Here is a 24,595-nt window from a genome sequence, read left to right on the forward strand (position 1 = left end):
AAGCAGTACGACGAGACCGTCGCGACCGCCAAGGCGAAGGCGGAAGCCGCGGCCGTCGCCGCCAAGTCCGCCGCCACCCAGGGCGCCTTCTACGGCGCGCTCGCCCTGATCCTGGGCGCGCTCGCCGGCTTCCTCGGCGGACGCCTCGGCGCCCCCAAGCGCCTCACCCTCGCCGACAGCGTCGACGCCCGCCGCGTCTGAGCCCTCGTCCCGGCCGGTCCCCGCGACCGGCCGGATCCCCGAACAGCAGGAGACCTGCCATGAACGGCGATCAATTCCGCGGCGCCTCGCGCCATCTCAAGGGCCGTGCCCAGACCGTGGTCGGCGGCCTCACCGGTGACCCGGCGCGCCAGGTGCGCGGCGCCGTGAACCAGGTGGCCGGCGGCGCCCAGTACGCCTACGGCCGCGCCCGCGACCGGGCCCAGGACCTCGTCGATGACGGCCGCCACCTCGCCCACGAGGTACGCGACCACGCCGGCCACTGGATCGAGGAAGGCCGCGACCGCGCCGATCACCTGATCGACGAGGGCCGCGCCTTAACCCGTCACGCCCGCAAGCGCGGATCGACCTACGGCCGACGGGCCGTGCGCTACGCCGACGACAACCGCGCTTCAGCGCTCCTTGGCCTCGCCGCCGTCGCCTTCGCGGTCGGGTGGTTCGCCCGGCCCCGGCGTTGATCCGCAAGCCGATTCCCGGGCTTGGCTTGCCGGACGCGAAAGACTCCGAGAAGCCGCCCCGGAACGGAGCGTGGGATCCGTCGGTGCCCCATCCCCGTTCTCTAACCTACGCGCGCCGCCTCGGCCGATCGCGATCCTGCCGACAGGCGAGCGATCACCCTCGGATCGTACCGTTTCTCCCAGACCTCGGACACAGGATCGACGATGAGCAAGGGCTACCCCTCGATGACCGCGCTGCTGGGCCTTCTGGCCGTGGCCGGCTACCAGAACCGCGACAAGCTCGCCGAGCTGCTGAAGGGCCACAATCTGGCCGGGCTTCTGGGCGGCGTCGGCACCGCCGGGGTCGGCGGCCTGATCGCCAGCGGCCTGAGCGAGCTCGTCGACCACTTCACCAAGGGCGGTCACGGCGAGACCGCGAACTCCTGGGTCAGCCATGGCCCCAACCGCGACATCCCCGAGGGGGATCTGGAGCGGGCCATCGGCTCGGACACCCTCGACCACCTCACCCAGCAGACCGGCCTGAGCCGCGGCGCGCTCCTCTCCCGGCTCTCGCGCGAGCTGCCCTCGGCCATCGACCGCTACGCCGCCGACGGCCGCCGCCCGGCCTGAGGTCCAGCATGGATACGGCCGGCGTCGCCCGAGGGCGCCGGTCGCCTCATCGGTGCGCGGCGGGGCGAGGATCGGTGTGCCGGTTCCTCCGTCGGGTCAGCTATCGGCGCGCCCTTTCGCACCCTTGCCCCGGCTCGGTGTCGCAGACCGCCCGCCACCGGTCCGGTGCCTCACCACCTGGCGCAGGATGGCGGAGACCTGATCAGCCGAGTAGGGCTTCTGCAGCAATTCGAATCCATGCGCGCCTTCCTCGGCCAGCACGTGGCTGTAGCCGGAGGCCAGGACCACGGGCAGGTCCGGCAGACGCCGCCGCAACAGCTTGGCGAGCTCGATCCCGCCCATTCCCGGCATGACCACGTCGGAGAACACAACGTCGAAACCGCCGCCATCCGACCCGATGCGGTCCAACGCCTCCTCCGCGTTGGCCGCCCAGGCCGTCGCGTAGCCGAGGTCCTGCAGGATCTGGGTCGCGAACCGCCCGACCTCGATATTGTCCTCGACCACCAAGACGCGCTGGCCGGCGCCGCCCGGCTCCAGAGCCGCCGTTTCGGAACCGTCCTCGGCCGCGACGAAGTCCATCTCCGCCTCGGGCAGGTAGAGCGTGAACGTCGTGCCCCGGCCCGGCTCGCTCGCGACGGCCACGTCGCCACCCGACTGCTTGGCGAAGCCGAACACCTGGGACAAGCCGAGGCCCGTGCCCTTGCCGACCGCCTTCGTGGTGAAGAACGGCTCGAAGATCCGGGTGAGGACGTCGGCAGCGATGCCCGTGCCCGTGTCGGTGAGCGAGACCGCTGCGAAGGGCCCGGGGGCCCCGGCATGGCCGCGAATGGACGGGAGCGGCACGCCGCAATCCAGCCGCAGGGTCAGGGTTCCTTCGCCATCCATCGCGTCCCGGGCGTTGACCGCCATGTTCACGAGGGCGGTCTCGAACTGACTGACGTCCACCCGCACGCAGCACGGATGGTCGGGCAGCTCCGTCCGGACCGTGATGCGCGCCCCCGTCACGGTATCGAGCAGGTCCGCGACGCTGCGCAGCCGGCTGCCGACGTCCACCGTCTCCGGCTTCAGGGTCTGGCGCCGCGCGAAGGCGAGGAGCTGTCCCGTCAGCTTGGCCGCCCGGTCCACCGTGTCGGATACTGCGTTGAGGTAGCGGGCCCTGCGCGCCTCCGCGAGATCCGGCCGGCGCAGGAAGTCGACCGAGGACCGGATGATGGTCAGCAGGTTGTTGAAATCGTGCGCGACCCCTCCGGTCAATTGCCCGATTGCCTCCAGCTTCTGGGACTGGCGCAAGGCTTCCTCGGCCTGCTGCAGCGCCTGGCCCTGGGTCTTCTCCGCGGTGACGTCCCGCCCATAGGCGTAGACGAGCCCCCCCTCCACGGAGGTCCGCCAAGAGATCCAGCGCGCGGTGCCGTCCGCGTGGCGGTAGCGATTCTCGAAGTTGTTGAGGTGGTCGGCAGCCGCGGCCTGAGACAAAGCCGCCTCGGTGAAGACCGCATCCTCCGGCCAGACGAACGCCAGGAAGCTGCGCCCGACCACGTCCGACGGATGCTGGCCCAGGATCGCCTCCCAGGCCGGGTTCACCGCCCGGAAGACACCGTCGGACCCGATGACGACGAGGAGGTCGCGCGAGTTGCGCCAGACCCGGTCGCGCTCGGCAGTGCGTTCGGCGACTCGCTGCTCCAGGGCCTCGTTGAAGCCGACGAGTTCGGCCATCACCCGCTTCTGGTCGTCGATGTCGGTGCTGGTGCCGACCCAGCGCAGGACGGTGCCGTCGCCGGCCAGCACCGGCTGCGCCCGCGCCAGGAACCAGCGATAGGCGCCGTCCCCGCGCCGGAGACGATATTCGCACTGGTATTCCGACAGAGAGGCGACGGTCTCGCCCCACCGCTTGGCCACGCGGGCCTGGTCGTCCGGATGGATGATGGCGAGCCATCCCGCCGCGTCGAGGGTTCCGGGCCGCAACGCGCTGTAGGCGTAAACCCGCTCGTTGAACCAGTCGGCGGCGCCGGCCGCATCGGTGGTCCAGACGAGGTTGGGCAGCACCTGCGACAGGACGCGAAACTGCTCTTCGCTGGCGCGCAGGGCCTCCTCGGACCGCTTGCGGGCGGTGATCTCGGGGGCGGTCCCGAGCACGCGCACGCAGCGGTCGCCCTCGAAGAGGCCGCGCCCCTTGGCGGCGACCCAGCGGACCAGTCCGTCCGCCTGGCCCACGGTCCGGTACTCGACATCGTAGACGGCGCGGCGCGCAGGATCGAGCGCAGCGGCGAAGGCCGCCATCGTCGCCTCGCGGTCGTCGGGATGCAGGCCGGCGAGAAACTCCGCGCCCGAGACCGGGGCGTCGGACGACATGCCGAACATCGCCTTCACCCGCTGCGGCCAGAAGGCCGTGTCGTTCACGACGTCCACGTCCCAGAAGCCGATGTGGGAGGCCTCGCTCGCAAGGCGCAGACGCGCTTCCGTCTCGCCGAGGTCCGCCTGTGCCGCGATCTGCGCCGTCGTCTCGGCGCAGGCGCAGAACACACCGACGACCCTGTCCGCATCGTCCCGCAGGGGCGAGTAGGAGACCGTGAAGGACGCCGACTCCGCGTCGCCGCCCCGCTCGATCACGAACGGCATGTTCTCGGACAAGGTCGCCTCGCCGGCGAGGGCGCGCGCGACCATGGGCTCAACCTCGCTCCACACACCCGAAAAGACCTCGCGAAAAGACCGGCCGAGGGCGGCCGGATGCCGGAGCCCGAGAATCTCGGCAAAGGCGTCGTTGTAGAGGACGGCAAGTTCGGTCCCCACGGCCGCGAACATCGGAAAGCGCGAGCCCAGCATCAGGCTCACGGTCGCGCGCAGACCGGCCGGCCAGGTCTCCGGTCGTCCGAGGGAGGAACCGGACCAGTCGTGCGTGCGCAGCCTCGCCGCCATCTCGCCGCCCCCCGCGAGACAGGCCGGTGCCGCCTCGGGCCCTGCGGCGGGCCCGTCCTCCTCCGATCCGCCCTGCACGACCCACACCTCTCCGCGACGCCTTTGCCCACCCGCTTCCGAAGAGTCCTCCGCGCGCTGTGCCGCAGGCACCGCTGGACGGCACCGGTCCGCGCGCGACGAACGCTTGGCGGCCTACGCGGCGATGGAAACGGCGCGCCACCGCTTCGGGGGCTCTTCATGCCAGGTTTCGTCCTGCGTATCCGGCACGTCGTCGTCGCACCGCCCCGTACGCACAAGCGGGTTCGCGACGCGGCGTCCGCCAGGGATCAACGCGCGAGACCGGTCGGACGGCTATGCCGCTCACCCGGATCGGCATGCCCCGGTGGCGGGTCCGCAGGACACGAGGGCGCGCCGAAGTTCCCGTCCTCAAGCCGTCCGGCCGACGCCCGACGCGTTGCCGACCCGCTCCGCCGCGAAGCGCTCGCGCAGCCAGGCCGCGGCCGGTCCGCAGGGGCGCTGCTTGTGCCAGACCAGTTCCAGGGCGATGGGCCAGTCGCCCTGATCGAATTGCAGATCCGGCGTGACGAGATCGGGCGCCGTCTGCGATGCGGCGATGACGTGGTCCGTGACGAAGGCCCAACCGATCCCGTGCTTGACCATCTCGAGGATGACCCAGTGGCTCTCCACCCACCACACCTCGGCGGCCACCCGCAGGCGGCGCTTTTCGGGCCCGTCGCTGCGCGCGGCGACGAGGATCTGGCGATGCCGTTTCAACTCCTCCCACGCCACCCGCGCCTTCGCCAGGGGATGGTCGCGCCCGCAGACGAGCTTGAGGGGCACCCAGCCGATGGTCTGGAAGCCGAGTTCCGTGGGCAGCACCTCCTGGCGCCACATCACGCCGAGGTCGGCCGCCCCCGATTGCACCATGCGGCTGACATCCTCCATTAGCGGGAAGAGCAGTTCCAGCTCGACGAAGGGGAAGTGCCGCGCGAAGTCCGCGAACAGCGCGCCGAGGGCGTGCTCGGGATAGAGTTCGTCGATGGCGACCACGAGCCGGTTCTCCACCCCCTGCTCCAGACTGCGCGCCACGCCGACGAGGTGCTCGCGCCGCTCGAGCACCACGCGGGCCTCCAGCAACAGCCGCTCGCCTGCCGGGGTCAATACCGGATTGCGGCCCGCTCGGCTGAACAGGACGACACCGAGATCGGCCTCCAGGTTCGCCACCTGGGTGCTGACGGCCGACTGGGCTTTCCGCAGCACGCGGGCCGCGCCCGAGAAAGATCCGGCCTCGGCCGCCGCCACGAATGCCTGAAGTTGATCGAGCGAGACCATGATCCATCCGGTTTTCCGATACGTTCTAACTTGCGGATCGGTGTATGGCAGATAGAAGACGCCGGACCAAAGGGACCGTTTTCGGGAAACATCATGCGCACGACTCGCGATCGCATCCGCCACGCCATCCTGTTCGAGGTGCTGGGGCTCGCCCTGATCATCCCGCTCGGGACGTTGCTTTTCGGGCTGCAGGCCTCGGCCATGGGCGTGATCGGCGTAGGCAGCGCCCTGGCTGCGATGGTGTGGAACTACCTCTACAACCTCGGCTTCGACCGGACGATGCAGCGCGTCGTCGGGCATACCCGCAAGAGCCTCATGCTGCGGGTGGCGCATGCGGTGCTGTTCGAGGCGGGGCTTCTCGTGATCCTGTTGCCGCCGATCGCTTGGTATCTCGGCATCGGCTTCACCGAAGCCTTCTTCATGGATCTCGCGATCGCAGCCTTCTATGTGGCCTACGCCTTCGTCTTCAACCTGGCCTACGACGTGACCTTCCCGGTGAAGACCTGGGGCGACCCGGCGCCGGCGCCGTCTCTCTGAGCGCACCGCCGCCGATGCCCTTCATCGGTTCGGCGGACAGGGGGGGCACCCTGTCCGCCGCATGGAGCCGGGGTCGATCCCGGGCGGAAACCGACGCGCGATTGGTCCGCGGTGGGGAGCGGATCCGGGCCGTTGCACCGCCCTCGGCCGGACCGCGACCCACCTCGCGCGCGAACGCTCCCGCCAAGTGCGCTCAGCGCTTGAACTTGCCGTCGTACTTGAACTCGGGGGCGGCCTTCAGGGCGTCCTTGCTGGCATTCACCGAGGCCTTCCACTTCTTCGCCCCGGCGTCGTAGGTCAGCGCCACCGAGGACGGATCGACCACCACGTAGCGTTCGCCCACACCGAGGAAGCCGCCGACGGACATAATGTAGCCGGTGAGCCTGCCCTTCTCGATGACGAGATCCTTGATCTCGCCGACATTGCTGTTGGTGCCGTCGACGACGTTGAGGCCGATGAGGTTGTAGCTCAGCACGGCGTCCTGCGGGACGGGGGCAAACTTCACTGTGGTTGGCGGCGTGGGAGCCTCGTCCTTGGCGAGAACGGGTCCTGTCAGCGCCGTAACGGCGGCGAGGGCGAGAACGAGGCGACGCATGGGGAACTCCTGTGTCCCGGAACGGGGACCGGAAATAGCTGGACGCGACGAAGCGTTCCGAATCGCGGACGGGATTTTGTCCTGGAACCAAATCAGATCGGCCGCTCGCCAAAACCCCGGACGCTCCGCTGGGCGGAAAGTGACCCACGCTCGAGCCGAACAGCCCTTCCCGATGTTGGGCGGCGCCGACGAATCCGCGCCGTCCTGGTCCGGCGGCGCGGTCACGACCGTGGAGGCGAGAATGTCCAACCGCCGGCCGGGCCGCAGCGTAAGCATCGGCCACCCTCAGTGAGGCCGCAACACGCCCGTTCCTCCAACGAGGGAACCAGGAGGCCCTCCGCCCCTGGGGTCCGCGTGATTCGCGCGATCATCGAACCTGCCCTCGTCAGCACAAACGCTCCGGGCCGATACCGTCCACGGCGTGAACACACGCGAACACTGTGCCGCACCCGGCATCGATCGCGGATCACCGGTCCGAATCTACGGACGGTCCTGATCGGTCCAACGAATTATTCAGCGACTTCTGTCAGCATGAGGGGCCACGCCAAAAGATGAGCCTGAATACACAGACCATCAAATCGCCGTGATAGCGTGTCCGTTCTTTGCAGGCCCGCTATAATTCCTCGGGTTATTGCCTCCAATAGCGCGGAGCGCTCCGGGGGCGTTTCCGGGCAAGCGCTTTTCGAGCAGACGCTCCCGACGACGAGGAAGAGGACGCCGCGTTGACCATCGCCGATTCCAGCAAACTGAACACCGAGACCTTCGAGATGCAGGGGAAATGCCCCTTCGGCGGCGACCGCATCGGTGGCGCCGTGGGCAGTCCGCCGGCGCTCTCGGATTGGTATCCCAACCGTCTGAAGGTCGAGCTCCTTCATCAGAACGGCCCGCAGGCCAATCCCCTGGGCGAGGACTTCGATTACAAGGCGGCGTTCGAGGCACTGGATCTCGATGCGGTGAAGCAGGACATCAAGGCCTTCCTCACGACATCCGTCGCGTGGTGGCCGTCCGACTACGGCAATTACGGCCCGCAGATGATCCGCATGGCCTGGCATGCGGCGGGCACCTACCGGATCGCAGACGGTCGGGGCGGAGCCGGCGAGGCGCTCCAGCGCTTCGCGCCGATCAACAGCTGGTGGGACAACGGCAACACCGACAAGTCCCGGCGCCTGATCTGGCCGATCAAGCAAAAGTACGGAAGCGCCCTGTCGTGGGGCGACCTGATGGTCCTGACCGGCAATTGCGCCCTGGAGATCATGGGCTTCCCGACCTACGGCTTTGCCGGCGGACGTCAGGACGCGTGGGAAGCCGACAACGCGACCTACTGGGGACCCGAGATCTGGGACCCGAACGACGTCGCGTCGTTCGACAGCATGGTAAGCCGCGACAAGCGCTGGCGTGGCCAGAACGGCGATACGGATTACGATCTCGAAAATCCGCTGGCCGCATCGCACCAGGCGCTGATCTACGTCAATCCCGAAGGCCCCTACGCGAACGGAGACCCGATGGGGTCCGCGCGCGACATCCGCACGACCTTCACCCGCATGGCGATGAACGACGAGGAGACCGTGGCGCTGATCGCCGGCGGCCATGCCTTCGGGAAGAGCCACGGTATGGTGTCGGCCGATCAGGTCGGCCCACCGCCGGAAATTGCTCCGATGGAGGCGATGGGCCTGGGCTGGCACAACCCCAAGGGCACGGGTTTCGCCCAGTACACGATGACCAACGGCATCGAGGGCAGCTGGACGCCGAACCCGACCCAGTGGGACAACGCCTACTTGGAGAACCTCTTCAAGTTCGAATGGGTGCAGACCAAGAGTCCGGCCGGTGCATCGCAATGGACGCCGGCCGATCCGGACGCGCCCAAGACCCCGGACGCGCATGTACCGGGCCAGATGCATGGTCTGATGATGATGACCAGCGACATCGCCCTGAAGGTCGACCCGGACTACCGCAAGGTGTGCGAGAAGTTTCTCAATGACTTCGATGCGTTCACCCTGGCCTTCTCGAAGGCTTGGTACAAGCTGACCCACCGCGACATGGGTCCGAAGGAGCGCTACCTCGGCCCCGAGGTCAAGATCGAGGACGATCTGCTTTGGCAGGATCCGATCCCGCCCCGCGATCACGACCTCATCGACGACGGCGACATCGCCGCGCTGAAGCGTGAGATCCTGGCGACGGGCCTGTCGGTCTCCGATCTCGCGTTCACGGCCTTCTCGGCGGCATCGACCTATCGCGACAGCGACAAGCGCGGCGGCGCCAATGGCGGTCGGCTGGCGCTCGCCCCGCAGAAGGATTGGTCGATCAACCGTCGGACCGTGCCGGTGGTGGCCGCCCTGCGGCAGATCGCCGACGCCTTCAACGGGCATCAGGCCGGCAAGCGGGTGTCGCTGGCCGATCTCATCGTGCTCGGCGGATGTGCCGCCGTCGAGAAGGCGCTCGCCGACGGTGGCCACCCCGCGACGGTGCCGTTCACGCCGGGTCGCGTCGACACCCGGCAGGAGCTGACCGATATCGAGATGTTCACGTGGCTCAAGCCCGTCGTCGACGGCTTCCGCAACTACGTGGCGGAGGACTTCGCGGCGGTCGCACCGCGCGTCTCGCCCGAGGAGCTCTTCCTGGACAAGGCGTACCTGCTATCCCTCACGGCCCCCGAATGGGTGGCCCTGGTGGGCGGCCTCCGGGCCCTCGGAGCCAATCACGACGGCTCGCGGCACGGCATCTTCACCGATCGGGTCGGCGTGCTGTCGAACGACTTCTTCGCGAACCTGACGAGCGTCGATCTCGAATGGCGCAAGACCGACCCGAAGGGCATGACCTTCGAGCTGGTCGACCGGGCGAGCGGAGCGGCGAAGTTCACCGCGACGCGCTGCGACCTAGTGTTCGGGTCGAACGCGCAGCTCCGCTCCGTCGCCGAGGTCTATGCGGGCAGCGACGGCGAGGCCCGGTTCACGAAGGATTTCGTGAAGGTCTGGGACAAGGTGATGATGCTCGACCGCTACGACGTCCGGACGCGGTAACCCGCCCCCCGGCGTCTCGTGAGGGGAGGAGGGGCCGGGACATCCCCGTACGGATGTCCCGGCCCCGGCCGCCGTCACGACCGCAGGGTGGACTCCCCGGATCCTCTCGGCTCGCGAACCCATCGCACGGGCGCTGGCACGACGGCATTCTGCGTCGTATCCTGCCGCGCGCGCACCGCGCCAGCCCGACCCGGAGGCACTGACTGCCATGCGCCGGTCCCATGCCGAGAGCCACCTGATCGACCGGATCGGCTGGCTCCGCGCCGCGGTCCTCGGCGCCAATGACGGGCTCGTCTCCACCGCGAGCCTGATCGTCGGCGTGGCGGCCTCCACGGCCGCCACCGGCGAGATCCTGGTCGCCGGCACGGCCGGGCTGGTCGCCGGCGCGATGTCGATGGCGGCCGGCGAGTACGTCTCGGTCAGCTCCCAGTCCGACACCGAGCAGGCCGATCTCAGCCGTGAGCGCCGCGAGCTGGAGCAGGACCCTGCGGCCGAGCGCGCGGAACTGGCGGCGATCTACGTCGGCCGCGGCCTCGACCACGAACTCGCGCTGAAGGTGGCCGACCAGCTCATGGCCAAGGACGCGCTGGGCGCCCATGCCCGGGACGAGCTCGGCATCTCGGAGTTCACGACGGCGCGCCCGATCCAGGCCGCGCTGACCTCGGCGGCGACCTTCTCGGCCGGGGCGGCACTGCCGCTGCTCGTGGCTGCGATCTCGCCGGCGAACCTCGTGGTCACCCTCGTCTCCGCCGCCTCTCTGATGTTCCTCGCCGTTCTCGGGGCGCTCGGCGCGAAGGTCGGCGGCGCGAAGGTCCTGCGGGCGACGGCCCGCGTGGCGTTCTGGGGCGCCCTGGCGATGGCCGTCACGGCCGGCATCGGTCACCTCGTCGGCAAGGCCGTCTGATCGGCCATCGGCTTGAACCGGCCCCTGATCCCGCGACGAAAGATCGACCGCAGGGCGTCGCTGCCAGGACCGGTTTCGGTGTCGGAGGCGCTGATGCGATTCGCCCGCTTCCAGCTCCAGCCGGACTCCGACGTCACGCGGACCATCGAGGCGGCCTGCCGCGCCGCCGGCATCGCGAACGGACCGATTTCCTCCAGGGGTCGCCAGCCTGCCCACTTGGCAAGCCGGGGGGACGCCCAGCCGGCGTTCACCGAGAGGAATTTCCTCTCTCGAGGCGGAGGCGGAGAACGACGGACTACGCGGAACGGTATGCGAAACTGAGCCGTTCCCTGAGCCCGGCCGGCGTCAGCCCCGATGCCGCGCCGGCAAAAACCCCCTGTGAGGACGCCCATGAGGAAGTCTCTGTTCGCCGCCGCCATCCTGGCAACCCTGGGCGCCATCGCGGCCGCCCCGGCCTCTGCCGCCCCCGGTGTGATCGGAGCGGTCGACGCGCCGACCGCCGTCACCGAGGTCCGGATGGACGGCATGCATGGCCATCGCGGCCATGGTCGCATGATGGGTCACCACCACATGCGCGGCCACATGATGCGTCACCACCACCGCCATCACCGGATGGGCCACCGTCACCATCGCGGCCACATGATGGGACACCACCGCGGCCACCGGATGTAAGCGAGCCCCCTGCGGATTCCAATCGATCTGGATATGAGCGCGGACGAGAGGGTCACGGCACGCGACCGCGTGGGTGACGCTCTCGTCTCCGCGGGCGGAAATGAAGCTCCCCCGGTGCTTGTTGCGCCCGTGACGCCGGGCCGGCGCTCGATGAACCGTTACGACCGGCAGCCTTGGCGGGCAGGCTGGCCAATCCCAGCCTCGACCCCGACAGCTGTGCAGCCCGTGATCCGAAGGACCCGGATCGCCGGTGCCGCACCGGCCCCAGTGGGGGAGGTTTATAACGGGAGAGGTGGTGGGCCCGGCAGGACTCGAACCTGCAACCAGACCGTTATGAGCGGTCGGCTCTAACCATTGAGCTACAGGCCCTCTCGCTTCCGCAGCGATGGAAGGAGCGATACCCGAGTGGGAGACGCGCGTCACCCCGGATTTCGAGGCGCGACCGTGAACCGTGCCCGGCTTCGGAGCGGCCATGCGGAGCCTCGCGTCCCAGCCGGATCTCACCGATCGCTCTGTCGGCGCACCGCCGTAGGCGGGTGAGCCGCCCCTTCGCTCCTTAGGAGCCGCGCGAGTCGATCGAAATCGAACGGCGCGTGCGCGCCCGCACGGGCGGGGTGCGTCGGTGGACGCCGACGTCTGGCGGTGCCCGGCGCGACGACCACATGAGGACATCGACGGGCGCGGTGAAATCCGCGCGCCGTCCGTTCGTCCTTGAAACAACGTGAGCTTCCTCCATGCCTTCCCTGTCCGACCCGATCCGCATCGGCGCGATCGACGCCAAGAACCGCGTCTTCATGGCGCCGCTGACCCGCGGCCGCGCCTCGCGCGAGCACGTGCCGACGCCGATCATGGTGGAGTATTATCGCCAGCGGGCCAGCGCCGGCCTGATCCTCACGGAGGCGACCGGCATCTCGCAGGAAGGGCTGGGCTGGCCCTTCGCGCCGGGCATCTGGTCCGATGAACAGGTCGAGGCCTGGAAGCCGGTGGTGAAGGCCGTGCACGACGCCGGCGGCAAGATCGTCTGTCAGCTCTGGCACATGGGCCGCATCGTGCATCCGGACTTCCTCGGCGGCCAGAAGCCGATCTCGGCCTCGGCGACAACGGCCCCGGACGCCGCGCACACCTACGCGGGCAAGAAGCCCTACGCCGAGGCGCGGGCGCTGTCCGTCGACGAGATTCCGCGCCTGCTGGCCGACTATGACCGCGCCGCGCGCAACGCCATGACGGCCGGGTTCGATGGCGTGCAAATTCATGCGGCGAACGGCTACCTGATCGACCAGTTCCTACGCGACGGCACGAACCTCCGCACCGACGCCTACGGCGGTTCCATCGAGAACCGTCTGCGCCTGCTCACGGAGGTGACGCGCACCGTGGCCGAGGCCGTCGGACGGGACCGCACCGGCGTGCGCCTCTCGCCCAACGGCGCGATCCAGGGCGTGGATGATTCGAACCCCGAGGCCCTGTTCGGCGCCGCGGCGGCGGCCCTCTCGAAGATCGGGATCGCCTTCCTCGAGCTGCGGGAGCCGGGCCCGAACGGCACGTTCGGGACGTCCAATCATCCCCCGATCGCCCCGGCGATGCGGGCGGCCTTCGACGGCCCCCTGATCCTGAACTCGGATTACGACGGCCCGCGGGCGCAGGCGGCCCTCAACGAGGGCCAGGCCGACGCCATCGCCTTCGGACGGCCCTTCATCGCCAACCCCGACCTGCCGGAACGGTTGTTCACGAGCGCCCCGCTGAACAACGACGAAATGAAGACCTGGTACAGCCAGGGTCCGGAAGGCTACGTCGACTATCCGACCCAGGGTGCCGCCAAGGCGGCCTGAGCCGCCAACGCGAGCCGATCGGAGCCGTCTACTGTATAGTTCTATACACGAGGCGGCTCCTCGACTGTCGTGAGACCCGGACCATCGCGGATTCACCTCGATCCACATCGAAGACCGTTAGCGCTATCGCTCGGACGGGAGACATCCTATGTGTTGCGACCGACGAGGATAGCCGCTTTTGCCATCGACCGATGCCTGCTCAGTCGCGCCGACCGGATGGACCGAGTCCGATCGGCTGGCGGAGCTCGCCAGCCTGGATCTCGCCGCGACCGGCCGGGAAGCCGTCTACGACGACTTGACCCGCATCGCGGCCCTGCTCTGCAATGCGCCGATCGCGCTGGTCAGCCTCGTGGAAGCGGACCGGCAATGGTTCAAGGGACGCGTCGGGTTCGAGCTGCCCGAGACACCACGGCGGATGTCGATCTGTGCGCACGCCCTCGAGGCCGAGGCGCTCCTCGTCATCCCGGACCTCACCCTCGATCCGCGCACCCGCGACAACCCCCTCGTCACGGGGGAGCGGCAGCTCCGTTTCTACGCCGGTGCGGTCATTCGCTCGCGCTCGGGCTATCCCCTCGGCACCCTCTGCGTCCTCGACGGCATCGCGCGTCCCGAGGGCATCACCCCGGTGCAGGCCGAGATGCTGGAGGCGCTGGCCCGGCAGGCCGCGACGCTGATCGAGCTGACCCGGACCCGCCGCGAAGTCGATGCGCGCGAGGCGGAGTTGGAGGCGAGCGAGCGTCGGTTCCGGGTGATGACCGGCGCGATGCCGCAGATGGTCTGGACCACCCGGCCCGACGGCTATCACGACTTCTACAACGACCGCTGGTACGCGTTCACCGGCGTCCCGCCGGGCTCGACGGACGGCGAGGCCTGGAACGGCATGTTCCATCCCGACGACCAGGACCGGGCCTGGTCGCGCTGGCGCCACAGCCTGGCCACCGGCGACCCCTACGAGGTCGAGTACCGCCTGCGCCACCATTCCGGGGCCTATCGCTGGACCCTGGGGCGGGCGATGCCGCTCTTCGATGCCGAGGGGCGGATCGAGCGCTGGTTCGGCACCTGCACCGATATCGAGGACCTGAAGCGGGCGGAGGCCGAGGCGCTGAAACTCGCCGCCATCGTCGAGCAGTCACAGGACTTCATCGGCATGGCCGACCGGGAGGGATTCGTCCAGCACATCAACGAGGCCGGACGCCGCCTCGTCGGACTCCCCGACGTCGCCGCGGTGGCCGGCACGCAGCTCCTCGACTATTTCATGCCCGAGAGTCAGGCGCTCGTCACCGGAATGGTCCTGCCCGCCGTCGAGCGGCAGGGCTGGTGGGAGGGCGAGCTCGCCTTCCGGCACTTCGGGACGGGGGAGGGGATCGCGGTCCTCTACAACATCTTCCCGGTGCGGGACGACGAGGGTCGGTTCGTCGGTTACGCCACCGTCACCCGCGACCTGCGCGAGCGCAAGCGGGCGGAGGAGGCTCAGGACCTCCTGATCAAGGAACTGTCGCACCGGATCAAGAACATCTTCGCCGTGGTCGGCGGCATCGCCGGCCTGTCGGCCCGGACCGATCCGGCCGCCCGTCCCTTCGTCTCGGCCTTCCGGGAGCGCCTCGGCGCCCTGGCGCAGGCCCACGAATACGTGCGCCCGCACTCCCCGGCGAGCGCCCCCGCGGTGAAGGGCCAGACCCTGTTCGGCCTGATGCGCCTGATCATGGCGGCCTACGTGCAGGACGGGCGCGCGCGGATCGTCGTCGACGGGGACGACGTGGCCGTAGGCGAGCGCGCCGCCACGGCGCTGGCGCTGATCATGCACGAGCAGGCCACCAACGCGATGAAGTATGGCGGCCTTTCGACCGAGACCGGCGGCGTCCGCCTCACCGGCCGGCGTGACGGCCCATCCTACATTCTGACCTGGGCGGAGAGCGGCGGCCCCACGGTGACCGGTCCGCCGACCCGGCAGGGCTTCGGCACGGTCCTGGCGCAGCGCAGCGTCGTCGGGCAGCTGGACGGTACGCTGGAGCAGGACTGGGCCCCGAGCGGTCTCGTGATGCGCCTCGTCATCCCGGTGGATCACCTCAAATCGTGAGTCTCCCTCCGTATCGCCTCGTTGTCTTCGATTTCGACGGGACCCTGGCCGACAGCTTTCCCTGGTTCGCTGGTGTCATCAACGGCGTGGCCGACCGCTACGGCTTCGCCCGCATCGCAGAGCACGAGACCGAGACGCTCCGGGGCATGGATGCGCGGAGCATCGTCCGGCATCTCGGGATTCCGGCCTGGAAGCTACCGCTGATCACCCGCCACATGCACCGGCTCGCGGCCCGGGATATTGGGGGGATCCGGCTGTTTCCCGGCGTGCCTGACCTGCTCGCCGACCTCGACGGAGCGGGCCTGCGCCTCGGCATCGCGAGCTCGAATCGGGAGGCGACGATCCGGCGGGCGCTGGGACCGGCGGCCCGCCACTTCACTCACTACACCTGCGGTGCGTCGCTGTTCGGCAAGGCCCGGCGTCTGCGTGCCCTGATCCGTGACGCCAGCCTCGCCCCGTCCGCGGCGCTCTACGTCGGCGACGAGATCCGCGACCATCAGGCCGCGACCGAAGCGGGCTGTGCCTTCGGGGCCGTGACCTGGGGCTATACCCGCGCCGACGCACTTGCGGCGCGAACGCCGGAGCACCTCTTCGCCGACCCCGCGGCGATCGGCCGGACCGTCGTGTCGACCCCGCCACAGGGGATCGGAAAGTGCACAGCGCTCGGGCCGGCCGGATTGCCTATTGCTCCCTCCGCACGCCACGCTAACGTCCGTTAGGTGAGGCATCCGGAGCGACGCTACACTTGGAAAGCTTGTGCATGGACAAGACGCAGCGATCGCAACCGATCGGACCGGCCGTCTCTCCAGATCGGGAGCCGGGGGTCCGCCGGTCCCGCGCCCGCGGGGCGCGATCGCATTTCCTGGTCGCCTGCCTCGCCGGCGGCCTGCAGGCGACCTATGCCCCTCAGCCCGAATCCGAGGTCTCCGACCTGTTCGCGAGCCTGATCGCGCAGCTCGATTCCAGCGAGCCGGGAAGCCGCTGAAGCGGTCAGAGTCGATCGCGCCGTCCGCGACGACTGCCGGCCACCGCCTTCCGCAGGACCCGTGAGAGCTGCTCCACCGAATAGGGCTTGTGCAGCAGTTCGAACCCGTGGGCCCCCTCCTCGGCCAGGACATGGCTGTACCCGCTGGCCAGTACCACCGGCAGGTCGGGCCGCCGCCGGACGATCTCCTTGGCGAGCTCGATCCCATTCATGCCCGGCATGACGATGTCGGAGAACACCACCTCGAAGCGGAAGGGAATCTTCTCGAGCTGCCGCAGGGCATCGGCGGCGGAGGTCGCCCAGACCGTGTGATAGCCGAGTTCGGCCAGGGTCTGGGTCGCGAAGCGGCCGACCTCCGGGTTGTCCTCGACGACGAGGACGCAGGTGCCGTGCCCCTCCGTCAGCGGCTCGGCCTCCTCGAGCGGCCTGGCGGTTTCGGATAGGCCGGACACGCGCGGCAGATAGAGGGTGAAGGTCGAGCCGCGCCCCGGCTCACTCTCGACGAGAACCTCGCCCCCCGACTGCTTGGCGAAACCGAACACCTGGCTGAGGCCGAGGCCGGTCCCCTGACCGACGCCCTTGGTGGTGTAGAACGGCTCGAAGATCCGGTGCAGGTCCCCCGCGGCGATGCCGGAGCCGGTATCGGTCAGCGATACGGCCACGAAGGCGTCCCCGCGGATGTCGAGGGGCGGGATCCCCGAGACGGCGCCGACGCGGATCGTCAGGCGGCCCTCGCCCTCCATGGCGTCGCGCGCATTGACCGCCATGTTCACCAGCGCGGTGTCGAACTGGCTCGGATCGGCATGCACGTAGCAGGGCGTCTCCGGCACCTCGACCACGATGGCGATGCGGGCCCCCGTCAGGGTGCCGACCATCTCGCTGATCGCGGCGACGCCCGCGCCCACGTTGAAGGTTTCGGGCTTCAAGGCCTGGCGCCGTGCGAAGGCGAGGAGCTGGCCCGTGAGCTTGGCGGCCCGCGCCACGGTGTCGGAGATCGCATCGACGTAGCGGCGGCGGCGATCCTCGGCGAGGCCCGGCCGCTTCAGGAGGTCGGTGGAGGACTTGATGACGGTCAGAAGGTTGTTGAAATCGTGGGCGACGCCGCCGGTGAGCTGACCGACGGCCTCCATCTTCTGCGCCTGACGCAGGGCCTCCTGGGCCTGGGCGAGGGCGGCCTCCCGCGCCTTCTCCTCGGTGATGTCGCGGCCGCTGCAGTAGGAGCGCCCGCCCTCCGGCACCGCCGTCCAGGACAGCCAGCGATAGCCGCCGTCGCGGGTGCGATAGCGGTTTTCGAAACGGAAGACGGGCGTGCCGCCCGCCAGGGCTCCGACGACCTCGGCGGTGCGCTCCACGTCGTCCGGATGGATCAGGTCGAGCACGGACCGGCCGGCGATCTCGGATTCGGACCAGCCGAGCACGACCTCCCAGGCCGGGTTCAGGCGCTCGAAGTAGCCGTCCGGGTGCAGCACGCCGAGCAGGTCCGGGCTGACCAGCCAAGTCAGTCCGCGCTCGTTGGAGCGCAGGATGACCTGGCGCTCCAGATCGGCGTTGAGGAAGCGCAATTCCGCCTCGTTCCGGCGCAGGGCGATCTCGGCGAGCGCCCGGTCGGTGACGTCGACGCCCTCGACGAAGACGCCGGTAACGGCGCCGTCATCGTCGAAGATCGGCTGGTAGACGAAGTCGAGATAGAGCTCGACCTCCGCCCCGTCCGCCACGCCCTGCAGGGTGAGCTTCGAGGCCGTCGCCGTGAAGGCATCGCCGGAGCGATAGACGGTGTCGAGAAGGTCGAGATAGCCCTGGTCTACGGCGTCCGGAAGAGCCTCGGCGACGGTCCGACCCAGAAGCGGCCGGTCACCGACGAGGCGCCGGTAGGCCGGGTTGGCGAGTTCGAAGCGGTGTTCGCGCCCGCGCAGGACGGCCATGAAGCTCGGAGCCTGGGCGAACAGCTGCTCGAGGCGCTCGCGCTCGGCGCTCGCCCGCCGTTCGGCCTGCACCCGGCCCGTCGTCTCGGCGCACGCGCAGAACATGCCGACGACCTGCCCGGCCTCGTCGCGCACCGGCGTGTACCCGAAGGAGAAGTAGGTCTCCTCCGGATAACCGTTGCGGTGCATGATGAAGGCGATGCCGTCCATGTGCGTCGCCTCGCCCGCATAGGCGCGGGCCAGGATCGGCTCCACCTGATCCCAGATGTCGTGCCAGAGGTCGCGGAACGAGCCGCCGAGGGCGGCCGGATGGCGGGCGCCGCACATAGCGGCGTAGCCGTCGTTGTAGAGGGTGATGTAGTCCGGCCCCCAGACGATCAGCATCGGCTGCTGCGAGCCGAGCATCACGCCGACGAGCGTCTTCAGGGCCTGGGGCCAGCCGCCCGGCATGCCGAGCGAGGTCGCCGACCAGTCATGGCTGCGCAGGAGCGCGCCGGTCTCGCCACCCTCGACGAGAAAGGCTTCGCGAAACGGCATCCTCGGGTCCTCTGCCCGCCTGGCGTCGAGCCCGGGCGAGCCATTCACGGTCCGCGCCACACGCGCGCCCCCTCAGTCGGCCGGTCGCCCAGCCCCTCGGTTCCCGAGGGGTGGACCGCGATGCCTACAGACCGCGATTGGCGCCGGGCACGACGCTGGTGCCGGACCCGCTGCCGAACGGCTCATACTTGGTCAGGCCGCGGAAGAGCTGGCTGAGGAAGGCGCGATCGGCGCCGCTGGTCGGCGTGGTCCGCTCGATGAAGTCGAACACCTTACCGTCCTGCAGGCCGTAGAGCGCCACGCGCTCGACCTTGAAGGCGCCGTTGAAATAGACGGCGGTGACCTTTTGGTCCTCGACCCGTTCGCCGAGGAACAGGACGGTGCGGCGCGTGTTCTGGCTGATGTAGTACCACGACTTGTTGCCGACGGTAGAGACGGTGGACGGCGTGCCGAGGATCTGCAGCACCTGCTCGGCGCTCATCCCGGGCTTCACGGTGGCGAGGGCGGCCTGGTCGATCTGGTAGCCGTGGCGGATGTCCTCGCCGATGCAGCCGGACACACCGGCACCGATCACGCCGAGGACGGCGAGGCGAGCGAGCGACGAGACGAGACGGCGCGACATCGGCCACCCTTGCTGACAGTGAGAAACTGGACGCGACTTCCGGGAAGGCGTCTTCCGTGACGGTGTCTTGCGGCCCCGATCCCGACCCGACACCGAGGCAAGAAGTATCCCGATGGAGGTTGCACCTTGACCGTTCGCTGCCGTAACGCGGGGTTATGGTTTTGACAAGGCAAGCCCGGCCACACCCGCCGGCCGTCCGCGCCGGCTTCGCGCCCGGCGAGCCCGGGAGATGCGCATGATGACGCGGCTCCTGGACCGGCTCCGCGCCTGGGGCCGGTCGAGCCCGCGCGAGCGGGTGATCGAGACGCTGCACGGGCGCATCAACGAGGCGGCCCGCCAACCGGACCTCTACCTCCACCTCGGCGTACCCGACACGCTGGAGGGACGGTTCGAGTGCCTGATCCTGCACGTCATCCTGGTTCTGCGCCGCCTGAACCGCCTGCCGGAACCGGCGGCCGACGTGGCCCAGGACCTCGTGAACGCGGTGTTCCTGCAGCTCGACTCGTCCCTTCGGGAATCCGGCATCGGCGATTTCGGGGTCCCGAAGCGCATGAAGAAGCTCGGATCCGCCTTTTACGGCCGGGCCGAGGGCTACGATGCCGCCCTCGATGCCGGGAATACGGCGGCGCTGACGGCCGCGCTCGCGCGCAACGTCCTCGGGGTCGGCGCGCCGGCGGCGGCGGCCGGCCTCGCCCGCTACGTCCTCGCCAGCGATGTCGCCCTGGCCCGGACCGACCTCGACGGGCTGATCGCCACCGGCCCGGCATTCCCGCCGCCGCAATCCTTCGCCGCTCCCCCGGCCGGACCGGACGGCACCACGACACGGATCGTCCCATGACCCGCCACGATACGCCCCGTCACGGAGAGACCGGACCGCTCGCGCGGATCGTCAGCGTCGACCGCCTGCGCCGCAGCGATGGGCGGCTCGTCGTCACCGCGAGCCCGGAGGAGTGTGCCGCCCTGGCCGCCGACTTCGAGATCCCGGCCATCCGGGACCTCGTGGGCACCTTCGAGACGAGCGGCCCACCCTCGGCCTTCCGGGTGCGCGGAACGGTGACGGCGCAGGTGACGCAGGTCTGCACGGTGTCCCTGGAGCCCTTCGAGGGGCCGGTCTCGGAGCCGGTGGACCTGCTGTTCACCGACACCGACCGGCTCGCGGGGACCGACGCGGAGGATGCCGACGTCCCCGACCCGATCGTGGGAGGCAAGATCGATTTCGGCGCGATCACGGGCGAGTTCCTGGCGCTCGGGCTCGACCCCTATCCGCGCAAGCCCGGCGTCGCGTTCGAGCCCCATATCGAGGATCTGGACGAGCCGCCGCTGGCGGCCCTGCGCGGGCTCAAGCCCGCCAACGATTGAGATCCGCGACCGGCACATCGGACCGGCTTTGGGCGAAACGCTCAGATTTCGTTTGCCCACCGGGCCTCAATCGCTATTTTCCGCCCCGCCGGGCAGGGGGCCGGTCGTCCGCCGCCACCCCGCCCACCGTGATGCCTCCCGCCGGGAGGCCGTTCCTTCCGCGATCAGAGGCCACCGGCCACCCACCATGTCCCAGAGAGTGTGCATCTCGCTCGACGCCATGGGCGGCGACCACGGCCCCACGACCGTGGTGCCCGGCGCCGCCATCGCCCGCGAGCGCCATCCCGAGATGACGTTCCTGATGTTCGGGGATGAGGCAATCCTCACGCCACTGGTGGCCGCCGAGCCGCGCCTGAAGGGCGCTGTCGAGATCCGCCACACGACGATGGCGATCTCCATGGACGAGAAGCCGAGCCAGGCCGTTCGCTCGGGGCGCGGCAAGTCCTCGATGTGGCGCGCGATCCAGGCGGTGAAGGACGGCGAGGCCGATGCCGCCGTCTCGGCCGGCAATACCGGCGCCCTGATGGCGATGTCGAAGATCTGCCTGAAGACCCTGGCGGGCATCGAGCGCCCGGCCATCGCCTGCCTCTGGCCGACGGTGCGCGGCGAGAGCGTGGTCCTCGATGTCGGCGCCACCATCGGCACCGACGCCGAGCACCTCGTCGAGATGGCGGTGATGGGTTCGGCCATGGCCCGGATCGTGTTCGACCTTGACCGGCCGACCGTCGGCCTCCTCAACGTCGGCACCGAGGAGATGAAGGGCAACGAGGCCGTCAAGGAAGCGGCACGCTACCTGCGCGAGACCGACCTGCCGAACCTCGCCTATCACGGCTTCGTGGAGGGCAACGACCTCGGCAAGGGCACGGTGGACGTCGTCGTCACCGAGGGCTTCACCGGCAACATCGCCCTGAAGACCGCCGAGGGGACGGCCAAGCAGATCGGCAGCTACCTGCGCGCCGCCATGAGCCGGACCCTCTCGGCCAAGATCGGCTACTTCTTCGCCCGCCAGGCCTTCAAGGCCCTGCGGGACAAGATGAACCCGAGCCGGGCCAATGGCGGCGTGTTCCTCGGTCTCGAGGGCATCGTCATCAAGAGTCACGGCTCCGAGGACGCGCACGGCTTCGCGGCGGCGGTCGACCTCGCCCACGACATGGCCCGGCACGACCTCATGCGCACCATCCGCGACATGCTCGACCTGACGCCGGCCGCGGTCGCGTCATGAGCCGACCCGCGCACAGAAGGACGGCCCCATGACGGTCACGACCGGGACGGCCCATTCCGGAAAGGTCCTGCGCTCCGTCGTGGTCGGCTGCGGCTCCGCCCTGCCGGCCCGATGCGTCACCAACGACGAGCTCAGCCGCACCGTCGACACCTCCGACGACTGGATCGTGCAGCGCACCGGCATCCGCCAGCGCTACCTCGCGGATGCCACCGAGACGACCTCGGTCCTCGGCGCGCGCGCCGCCCGGGCGGCCCTCGACGAGGCGGGCCTCAGCGCCGACGACATCGACCTCATCATCTGCGCCACTTCGACGCCCGACCACACCTTCCCGTCGACCGCCACCGAGATCCAGGCAGCGCTGGGCCTGCGCGGCGGTTTCGCCTTCGACGTTCAGGCCGTCTGCGCCGGATTCGTCTACGCCGTGACCACCGCGGACAAGTTCCTGAGCACGGGGAGCGCCAAGCGTGCCCTGGTCATCGGGGCCGAGACCTTCTCGCGGATCCTCGACTGGGAGGACCGCACGACCTGCGTGCTCTTCGGCGACGGCGCCGGGGCGGTCCTGCTGGAGGCCCGGGAAGGGGAGGGCACCAGCGCCGATCGCGGCGTGCTCACCGCGAGCCTGCGCTCGGACGGACGGCACCGCGAAAAACTCTACGTCGATGGCGGCCCGGGCTCCACCGGAACCACCGGCCATCTGCGGATGACGGGCAAGGACGTCTTCCGCTTCGCCGTCGGCTCCGTGACCGACGTCGTCGACGACGCCTTCCGGGCGTCCGGGACCACGGCTGAGGATCTGGCCTGGTTCGTGCCGCACCAGGCCAACCGGCGGATCATCGAGGCGTCGGCCGACAAGCTCGGCATCTCCCGCGAGAAGGTGGTCCTCACCGTCGACCGGCACGGCAACACCTCGGCGGCCTCGATCCCCCTGGCCCTCGACGTCGCCCGCAAGGACGGCCGGATCCAGCCCGGCGACCTCGTGATGATCGAGGCGATCGGCGGCGGATTCACCTGGGGCGCGGCCCTCATCCGCTGGTAGGCGCGACCGGTTTCCGAAACGGGGCCTCACGCACTGTTGACCCCGGCCTGAACGCCGATTAGCGTGCGCAATCATAGAGATACTAAGAAAACTCGAATCGCCTTGGGGAATATCGCATGACGGGAAAGACGGTCACACGCGCCGATTTGAGCGAGGCCGTCTACCAGCAGGTCGGCCTCTCGCGGACCGAGTCCTCCGCCCTGGTCGAAACGGTGCTGTCCGAGATCTGCGCCTGCCTCGCCAGCGGCGAGACGGTGAAGCTGTCCTCGTTCGGGTCCTTCGTGGTGCGCAGCAAGGGCCGTCGGGTCGGGCGCAACCCGAAGACCGGCGTCGAGGTGGCGATCGAGCCCCGCCAGGTCATGGTGTTCAAGCCCTCGAACGTGCTGAAGGCCCGGATCAACGGCCTGAACGGCGCGGCCGAGCACGACGACGCGTAGGCCCGCCATGTCCCTCGCCGCGCGGATCGAAGACGCAAAATCCGATTCTCGCGACGGGGAGGCGGCCGTGCGTGAGGGTCCCGAGAAGAGCGCGGGCGCCTTCCGCACCATCAAGGAAGCCGCGGACGAACTCGACGTGCCCCAGCACGTCCTGCGTTTCTGGGAAACGCGCTTCACGCAGATCCGCCCGGTCAAGCGGGCCGGCGGCCGGCGCTACTACCGGCCCGACGATCTCGACCTCCTGAAAGGCATCAAGCACCTGCTGCACGGGCAGGGCTACACCATCAAGGGCGCCCAGCGGGTCCTGCGGGAACGTGGCCTGCGCTTCGTCCAGTCGGTGGGCCGGGGCGAGGCCGTGGCGGCCGCCCCCTCGCTCCAGGATGCCGAGCACGAGGCGCCCGCGGCCGACCTCGCCCCCGGGGACGGCCTCACCGCCGCGCAGCGGGCTGTCCTGGCGGACGCCCTCGCGGACCTCCGGGCATGCCGTGCCGCCCTGGCGGACCTGCGCCTGCCTCCCGAACCCATCGGCGACGCCTGAGGGCGGAGCGGTGATCGCGGGGAGGGCGAACGCCCACTCGACGGCCGCGCCTGCGATCCCCACATCCGCTGCAGCCGGGCCGAATCCACCGCGTCCCGCGCGGATCGCCCGGCGTGATCGGAGTTCGTCCCGCATGCTGCTCGCCCGTTCCCTCACCTTCCTGGCCGCCGGCACCCTCCTGGCGGGGCCGGCCCTGGCGCAGACCACGGTCACCCGCAGCGAGACTGCCGCCAGCGGCAAGAGCGTGCGCCTCGCCATCGTGCCGAACCTGAAGAAGGATTGCTCCACCGGCCCGATGCCCGAGATCCGCGTCAGCGGCGCGCCGAAGAACGGCTCGCTGATCACCAAGGTCGGCAAGATCAAGACCCCGGCGAAGTACCGCTGCCCCAGCAAGGAGGCCGCCGTGCAGGCGGTGTTCTACCAGAGCAAGGACGGATTCACCGGCAGCGACGAAGTGACGGTGGACGTCAAGGATTCCGACGGGAACGTCCAGACCCAGAACATCAAAATCACGGTCGGCGCCGCCAAACCCGACGCGACCAAGCCGGACGCGGCGAAGAAGGATTCCACGGACCTGTGAGCCTCCCCCGGGGCCGCGGTGGTCTGCCATCCGCGGCTCCGACACCGAACCCGAATGGCAGGGCCGCCTGGTGCACTGTGGCACGCATCCCACGCCCAAGTTCCGTCGTGAATGCGCTGCGACAAAACTGGGCCTGTCAGTTGCATCCAAGGCGAGACAGGATGAAGCTGTCGCTGTCGTGAGGGGATCGGAAAGCCT

The 24,595-nt window shown here is 69.5% G+C and carries 23 protein-coding genes, 1 tRNA gene and 1 pseudogene; 18 read left to right on the top strand and 7 right to left on the bottom strand.

The genetic code is table 11. The features are described from left to right. The 3 genes and pseudogenes from ASG51_RS04320 to ASG51_RS04330 form a co-directional block, all read left to right on the top strand. A pseudogene (locus tag ASG51_RS04320) lies at positions 1–201 on the top strand (PhnA-like protein); the annotation flags it as partial. Positions 202–260: 59 nt separating this feature from the next. Next, positions 261–677 (top strand): CsbD family protein, encoded by a 417-nt coding sequence (locus tag ASG51_RS04325; protein ID WP_056379353.1) that lies wholly within the window; start codon positions 261–263, stop codon positions 675–677. A 204-nt stretch (positions 678–881) separates the two neighbouring features. Next, entirely contained in the window at positions 882–1,286 is a 405-nt protein-coding gene (locus ASG51_RS04330) for a YidB family protein (protein WP_056379355.1), read from the top strand. A gap of 96 nt (positions 1,287–1,382) precedes the next feature. Here the strand turns inward: ASG51_RS04330 and ASG51_RS04335 are convergent, their stop codons facing one another. Together ASG51_RS04335 and ASG51_RS04340 are read right to left on the bottom strand one after the other, a co-directional pair. Next, complete coding sequence (locus ASG51_RS04335; RefSeq protein WP_056379466.1) at positions 1,383–4,199, bottom strand: PAS domain-containing protein; 2,817 nt, start codon at positions 4,197–4,199, stop codon at positions 1,383–1,385. A 426-nt stretch (positions 4,200–4,625) separates the two neighbouring features. After that, positions 4,626–5,534 (bottom strand): LysR family transcriptional regulator, encoded by a 909-nt coding sequence (locus ASG51_RS04340; RefSeq protein WP_056217871.1) that lies wholly within the window; start codon positions 5,532–5,534, stop codon positions 4,626–4,628. Positions 5,535–5,624: 90 nt separating this feature from the next. On the opposite strand from ASG51_RS04340, the gene ASG51_RS04345 reads away from it, so the two are divergent. Further along, positions 5,625–6,068, top strand: a complete 444-nt coding sequence (locus tag ASG51_RS04345; protein WP_056217874.1) for a PACE efflux transporter — start codon at positions 5,625–5,627, stop codon at positions 6,066–6,068. Positions 6,069–6,261: 193 nt separating this feature from the next. Here the strand turns inward: ASG51_RS04345 and ASG51_RS04350 are convergent, their stop codons facing one another. After that, positions 6,262–6,663 carry a PRC-barrel domain-containing protein gene (locus ASG51_RS04350; protein ID WP_056274005.1) on the bottom strand — a complete coding sequence of 134 codons (402 nt, stop codon included), beginning with the start codon at positions 6,661–6,663 and terminating at the stop codon, positions 6,262–6,264. A 728-nt stretch (positions 6,664–7,391) separates the two neighbouring features. On the opposite strand from ASG51_RS04350, the gene katG reads away from it, so the two are divergent. Further along, a complete protein-coding gene (gene katG / locus ASG51_RS04355; RefSeq protein WP_200941326.1) occupies positions 7,392–9,680 on the top strand; it encodes a catalase/peroxidase HPI in 2,289 nt (762 codons plus the stop codon). A 208-nt stretch (positions 9,681–9,888) separates the two neighbouring features. Then, positions 9,889–10,584: a VIT family protein gene (locus ASG51_RS04360; RefSeq protein WP_056379357.1), complete on the top strand. Its 696-nt coding sequence runs from the start codon at positions 9,889–9,891 to the stop codon at positions 10,582–10,584. Here the strand turns inward: ASG51_RS04360 and ASG51_RS04365 are convergent. Next, on the bottom strand, positions 10,560–10,835 hold the full coding sequence (locus tag ASG51_RS04365) for a hypothetical protein (protein WP_156389566.1): 276 nt from the start codon (positions 10,833–10,835) through the stop codon (positions 10,560–10,562). The two genes, ASG51_RS04360 and ASG51_RS04365, sit on opposite strands and share 25 nt — an antisense overlap. A gap of 139 nt (positions 10,836–10,974) precedes the next feature. On the opposite strand from ASG51_RS04365, the gene ASG51_RS04370 reads away from it, so the two are divergent. Next, complete coding sequence (locus tag ASG51_RS04370) at positions 10,975–11,256, top strand: hypothetical protein (RefSeq protein ID WP_056271201.1); 282 nt, start codon at positions 10,975–10,977, stop codon at positions 11,254–11,256. A gap of 293 nt (positions 11,257–11,549) precedes the next feature. On the opposite strand, the gene ASG51_RS04375 is transcribed toward ASG51_RS04370, so the two are convergent. After that, positions 11,550–11,625: transfer RNA gene (locus tag ASG51_RS04375), tRNA-Ile, on the bottom strand. 365 nt (positions 11,626–11,990) lie between these two features. Here ASG51_RS04375 and ASG51_RS04380 point away from each other — a divergent pair. The 4 genes from ASG51_RS04380 to ASG51_RS04395 all read left to right on the top strand — a co-directional run bounded on the left by ASG51_RS04380 (position 11,991) and on the right by ASG51_RS04395 (position 16,144). Next, positions 11,991–13,082 carry an alkene reductase gene (locus ASG51_RS04380; protein ID WP_056379361.1) on the top strand — a complete coding sequence of 364 codons (1,092 nt, stop codon included), beginning with the start codon at positions 11,991–11,993 and terminating at the stop codon, positions 13,080–13,082. Between the two features lie 178 nt (positions 13,083–13,260). Continuing rightward, positions 13,261–15,159, top strand: coding sequence for a PAS domain S-box protein (locus ASG51_RS04385; protein ID WP_056379363.1), 1,899 nt, complete (start codon positions 13,261–13,263; stop codon positions 15,157–15,159). Beyond that, positions 15,156–15,878, top strand: coding sequence for an HAD-IA family hydrolase (locus ASG51_RS04390; RefSeq protein ID WP_244480060.1), 723 nt, complete (start codon positions 15,156–15,158; stop codon positions 15,876–15,878). Before ASG51_RS04385 ends, ASG51_RS04390 begins: the two co-directional genes overlap by 4 nt. Before the next feature lie 41 nt (positions 15,879–15,919). Beyond that, positions 15,920–16,144: a hypothetical protein gene (locus ASG51_RS04395; RefSeq protein WP_056379365.1), complete on the top strand. Its 225-nt coding sequence runs from the start codon at positions 15,920–15,922 to the stop codon at positions 16,142–16,144. A gap of 5 nt (positions 16,145–16,149) precedes the next feature. On the opposite strand, the gene ASG51_RS04400 is transcribed toward ASG51_RS04395, so the two are convergent. Both ASG51_RS04400 and ASG51_RS04405 read right to left on the bottom strand, forming a co-directional pair. Further along, positions 16,150–18,603, bottom strand: coding sequence for a PAS domain-containing protein (locus tag ASG51_RS04400; RefSeq protein WP_056379367.1), 2,454 nt, complete (start codon positions 18,601–18,603; stop codon positions 16,150–16,152). Positions 18,604–18,727: 124 nt separating this feature from the next. Next, positions 18,728–19,225 carry an outer membrane protein assembly factor BamE gene (locus ASG51_RS04405; protein ID WP_056220949.1) on the bottom strand — a complete coding sequence of 166 codons (498 nt, stop codon included), beginning with the start codon at positions 19,223–19,225 and terminating at the stop codon, positions 18,728–18,730. 235 nt (positions 19,226–19,460) lie between these two features. Here ASG51_RS04405 and ASG51_RS04410 point away from each other — a divergent pair, with 235 nt between their 5' ends. From ASG51_RS04410 to ASG51_RS04440, 7 genes are all read left to right on the top strand, one after another. Next, positions 19,461–20,063: a ubiquinol-cytochrome C chaperone family protein gene (locus ASG51_RS04410; RefSeq protein ID WP_244480061.1), complete on the top strand. Its 603-nt coding sequence runs from the start codon at positions 19,461–19,463 to the stop codon at positions 20,061–20,063. Further along, positions 20,060–20,584 (top strand): DUF177 domain-containing protein, encoded by a 525-nt coding sequence (locus ASG51_RS04415; protein ID WP_056220951.1) that lies wholly within the window; start codon positions 20,060–20,062, stop codon positions 20,582–20,584. Before ASG51_RS04410 ends, ASG51_RS04415 begins: the two co-directional genes overlap by 4 nt. A gap of 187 nt (positions 20,585–20,771) precedes the next feature. Then, the gene (plsX, locus tag ASG51_RS04420; RefSeq protein WP_056220954.1) at positions 20,772–21,806 is read left to right on the top strand and encodes a phosphate acyltransferase PlsX; all 1,035 of its coding nucleotides are present in this window, start codon (positions 20,772–20,774) and stop codon (positions 21,804–21,806) included. Positions 21,807–21,834: 28 nt separating this feature from the next. Continuing rightward, positions 21,835–22,842 (top strand): beta-ketoacyl-ACP synthase III, encoded by a 1,008-nt coding sequence (locus ASG51_RS04425; protein WP_056379369.1) that lies wholly within the window; start codon positions 21,835–21,837, stop codon positions 22,840–22,842. Positions 22,843–22,958: 116 nt separating this feature from the next. Beyond that, positions 22,959–23,279: an integration host factor subunit alpha gene (locus ASG51_RS04430; protein WP_056220962.1), complete on the top strand. Its 321-nt coding sequence runs from the start codon at positions 22,959–22,961 to the stop codon at positions 23,277–23,279. 67 nt (positions 23,280–23,346) lie between these two features. Further along, on the top strand, positions 23,347–23,817 hold the full coding sequence (locus tag ASG51_RS04435; RefSeq protein WP_244480062.1) for a MerR family transcriptional regulator: 471 nt from the start codon (positions 23,347–23,349) through the stop codon (positions 23,815–23,817). Between the two features lie 133 nt (positions 23,818–23,950). Then, positions 23,951–24,397: a hypothetical protein gene (locus ASG51_RS04440; protein WP_056220968.1), complete on the top strand. Its 447-nt coding sequence runs from the start codon at positions 23,951–23,953 to the stop codon at positions 24,395–24,397. Positions 24,398–24,595 lie beyond the last annotated feature (198 nt).

It is taken from the genome of Methylobacterium sp. Leaf465 (assembly GCF_001424705.1).
In the GTDB taxonomy this organism is placed as follows: Bacteria; Pseudomonadota; Alphaproteobacteria; order Rhizobiales; family Beijerinckiaceae; genus Methylobacterium.

What these genes read in the sequence shown, in the direction of transcription:
- ASG51_RS04325 (WP_056379353.1), top strand. Translation starts at nt 261, where the DNA reads ATGAACGGCGATCAATTCCGCGGCGCCTCGCGCCATCTCAAGGGCCGT.
- ASG51_RS04330 (WP_056379355.1), top strand. Translation starts at nt 882, where the DNA reads ATGAGCAAGGGCTACCCCTCGATGACCGCGCTGCTGGGCCTTCTGGCC.
- ASG51_RS04335 (WP_056379466.1), bottom strand. Translation starts at nt 4,199, where the DNA reads ATGGCGGCGAGGCTGCGCACGCACGACTGGTCCGGTTCCTCCCTCGGA.
- ASG51_RS04345 (WP_056217874.1), top strand. Translation starts at nt 5,625, where the DNA reads ATGCGCACGACTCGCGATCGCATCCGCCACGCCATCCTGTTCGAGGTG.
- ASG51_RS04350 (WP_056274005.1), bottom strand. Translation starts at nt 6,663, where the DNA reads ATGCGTCGCCTCGTTCTCGCCCTCGCCGCCGTTACGGCGCTGACAGGA.
- ASG51_RS04360 (WP_056379357.1), top strand. Translation starts at nt 9,889, where the DNA reads ATGCGCCGGTCCCATGCCGAGAGCCACCTGATCGACCGGATCGGCTGG.
- ASG51_RS04370 (WP_056271201.1), top strand. Translation starts at nt 10,975, where the DNA reads ATGAGGAAGTCTCTGTTCGCCGCCGCCATCCTGGCAACCCTGGGCGCC.
- ASG51_RS04380 (WP_056379361.1), top strand. Translation starts at nt 11,991, where the DNA reads ATGCCTTCCCTGTCCGACCCGATCCGCATCGGCGCGATCGACGCCAAG.
- ASG51_RS04395 (WP_056379365.1), top strand. Translation starts at nt 15,920, where the DNA reads ATGGACAAGACGCAGCGATCGCAACCGATCGGACCGGCCGTCTCTCCA.
- ASG51_RS04400 (WP_056379367.1), bottom strand. Translation starts at nt 18,603, where the DNA reads ATGCCGTTTCGCGAAGCCTTTCTCGTCGAGGGTGGCGAGACCGGCGCG.
- ASG51_RS04405 (WP_056220949.1), bottom strand. Translation starts at nt 19,225, where the DNA reads ATGTCGCGCCGTCTCGTCTCGTCGCTCGCTCGCCTCGCCGTCCTCGGC.
- ASG51_RS04410 (WP_244480061.1), top strand. Translation starts at nt 19,461, where the DNA reads ATGATGACGCGGCTCCTGGACCGGCTCCGCGCCTGGGGCCGGTCGAGC.
- ASG51_RS04415 (WP_056220951.1), top strand. Translation starts at nt 20,060, where the DNA reads ATGACCCGCCACGATACGCCCCGTCACGGAGAGACCGGACCGCTCGCG.
- plsX (WP_056220954.1), top strand. Translation starts at nt 20,772, where the DNA reads ATGTCCCAGAGAGTGTGCATCTCGCTCGACGCCATGGGCGGCGACCAC.
- ASG51_RS04425 (WP_056379369.1), top strand. Translation starts at nt 21,835, where the DNA reads ATGACGGTCACGACCGGGACGGCCCATTCCGGAAAGGTCCTGCGCTCC.
- ASG51_RS04430 (WP_056220962.1), top strand. Translation starts at nt 22,959, where the DNA reads ATGACGGGAAAGACGGTCACACGCGCCGATTTGAGCGAGGCCGTCTAC.
- ASG51_RS04440 (WP_056220968.1), top strand. Translation starts at nt 23,951, where the DNA reads ATGCTGCTCGCCCGTTCCCTCACCTTCCTGGCCGCCGGCACCCTCCTG.